We start from the raw sequence: 2,864 nt of genomic DNA, 5'->3' as shown, positions 1-2,864 counted from the left end.
GATCTAGGTATATATATTATGAAAAATATTTTTAAATGCAACCAAAATGATAATGAAAATATACCTATGGATCTTATATATAATACTAATTTAAAATTTCCTAATTTACATACAAACTGCAAAGATATTGCATATATATCTAAAAAATTGAAGGAATACAGACGTGATAGTATATGTAAGCTTCCATTTTGTACAACTATTGAAGCTGAATCTATGGGTGCTAATATAAATCTTGGAGATGAAAAAAATTGTCCGAGAATCAAATCTTATGCATATAACAACATAGAAGAATTAAAAAATATAAAAGAAATAGACTTATATAATGGAAGAATAAAGGAAGTATTAGATTCTATTGATATACTAAGTAAGCAAGGTGAAATAGTAACTTTAAATGTATGTGGACCATTTACTATTATGTCTTTACTAATAGATCTAAAATATTTTTATAAAGGAATTAAAAAAAATAGAGATTTAATAAATAATGTTATGAAAATTATTGAGGACAATATAGTCAGATATATATTAGAAGGATTTAAAAAAGGAGCTAAAATAATATCTTATAGTGATCCTGTAGGAGATGTTGATATAATAGGTCCAAAAGTTTATAAAGATTTACTGGCGAAAACTACTATCAACATAATAAAAAGAATAGAGCATGAGCTAGACGATACAGTGATTCATTTATGTGGAAAAACATCTACTGCATTATATAATCTTGAATTTTGTGAATTGAAAGAAGTAAAATATGATGAAAAACTTACCTATGGAGAAGCTATATGCAGTTTATTAGATTATAAAGGTGTAAAAATTATAGGTCATAACTGTATGAAAAAAACACCATATAAGATAAGCAACTCTTTGATTTATAATATAAATTTAGAGAGTTATGATTTCAATACATAATAATTAAACTTATAAGTTTATTAAATAAAAAAGGGATGAAATTTTCATCCTTTTTTTGATTAAAGGAGATTATATTTTATAATCTCAAATGCTAAACTTGAAATAGTTCGTCAATACGTTACTTAAGCAACGGGCCTGTTTTTTGAGCAATGGATCTGTTTCTTAAAGGCGTTGGCGGCATGAGCAAAACGCATTTTTTATTGGAAACTTGTCATAAAATGTACATATAAAGGTTATTTTTTTTATTGAAGTAAAATGTTAATTATGCTATCTTTACTTAAGTAAAAAAACAGTATAAAATAAATATCTATAAGCTTTTAGTAAAAAAGTGGAATAATACATAATATTATATTAATTAGGGAAGGGAGATTAAATATGGATTATATGAAAAAATATAAAGAGTGGGCAAGCAACCCATATTTCGATGATGAAACTAAAAAAGAACTTTTAGAATTAGAAAATAATGAAAAAGAAATAGAGGATAGATTTTATAAAGATTTAGAGTTTGGGACGGCAGGGCTTAGAGGAGTGATAGCAGCTGGAACTAATAGAATAAATAAATATACTGTAAGAAGAGCTACTTTTGGACTTGCTAACTACATAATAAAAAATACTACAGAAGAAGAAAAAAATAGAGGAGTAGTTATAGCACATGATAATAGACATATGTCTAGAGAGTTTTGTATTGAAACTGCTAATACTTTAGCTGCATGTGGCATAAGAGCTTATATATTTGATGATTTAAGAACTACACCAGAATTATCTTTTGCACTTAGAAATTTAAATGCTATAGCAGGTGTTGTAATTACAGCAAGTCACAATCCTCCAGAGTATAATGGATACAAAGTATATTGGGAAGATGGGGCACAAGTTATGCCACATATTGCAAATGCTATAACAGAAGAAATAAATAGTATACATGATTATAGTAAAATACCAACTATAAATGATGAAAATAAAGACTTAGTTATAATGTTAGATAAGGAAGCAGACACTGCATTTATAGAAGCTGTTAAAAAGCAAGTAATAAGAAAAGAATTGATAAAGAAAGTTGCAAAAGACTTTAAAATAGTATTTACTCCACTTTGTGGAACTGGTAATGTTCCAATAAGACGTGCTTTGTCTGAAGTAGGATTTGAAAATATAATTGTTGTTAAAGAAGAAGAAAAGCCAGACCCAAACTTTGCGGGACTTGATTATCCAAATCCAGAAGAAAAGAAAGCTTTAAATAGAGGAATAAATCTTGCTAAAGAAGTAGGAGCTGACCTTGTTATAGCAACTGATCCAGATTGTGATAGAGTTGGTGTTGCAGTAAAAACTACAAGCAAAGAATATGTTCTTTTAACGGGAAATCAAATCGGTGGAATGTTAACTAATTATATAATTGAAGGATTAAAAGAAAAGAATGAATTAAAAGAAAATTCAGCATTAATAAAGACAATAGTTACTTCTGAGTTTGGTGCAGACATAGCGAAGGAAAATAATGTTGATGTATTAAATGTACTTACAGGATTTAAATTCATAGGAGAAAAAATAAAGTTATTTGAACAAAGTAATGAAAAAACTTATGTATTTGGATATGAAGAAAGTTATGGATACTTAGTTGGAACTCATGCTAGAGATAAAGATGGTGTAGTTGCATCTGTATTAATAGCCGAGATGGCAGCTTTTTATTATTCTAAAGGATTAAGCTTATATGAAGGTTTAGTAGAGCTTTATAAGAAATATGGATTCTTCAAAGAAGAAACTATTTCTTTAACTTTAAAAGGAATACAAGGATTAGCTAAGATAAAAGATATAATATCTTACTTTAGAGAAAATGATATAAAATCAATAAACAATACTAAGGTATTAGATGTTAAAGATTACAGCAAGGGAATCGATAATCTTCCTAAGGCTGATGTTTTAAAATACTTCTTAGAAGATGGTTCTTGGGTAGCTATAAGACCTTCAGGAACAGA

General features: G+C 27.5%; 2 protein-coding genes. Both read left to right on the top strand.

Annotated elements, in window-relative coordinates; genetic code table 11:
* A partial coding sequence (locus VLM92_RS07575; RefSeq protein ID WP_325275730.1) for a uroporphyrinogen decarboxylase family protein occupies positions 1-903 on the top strand: 903 nt, incomplete at its 5' end.
* Positions 904-1,278: 375 nt separating this feature from the next.
* Positions 1,279-2,864: phospho-sugar mutase (locus VLM92_RS07570; RefSeq protein ID WP_325275729.1), on the top strand; the 1,586-nt coding region annotated here is incomplete at its 3' end.

Source organism: Romboutsia sp., from assembly GCF_035470145.1.
GTDB lineage: Bacteria > Bacillota > Clostridia > Peptostreptococcales > Peptostreptococcaceae > Romboutsia_D.
This window is presented reverse-complemented; position numbering and strand designations above follow the sequence as displayed.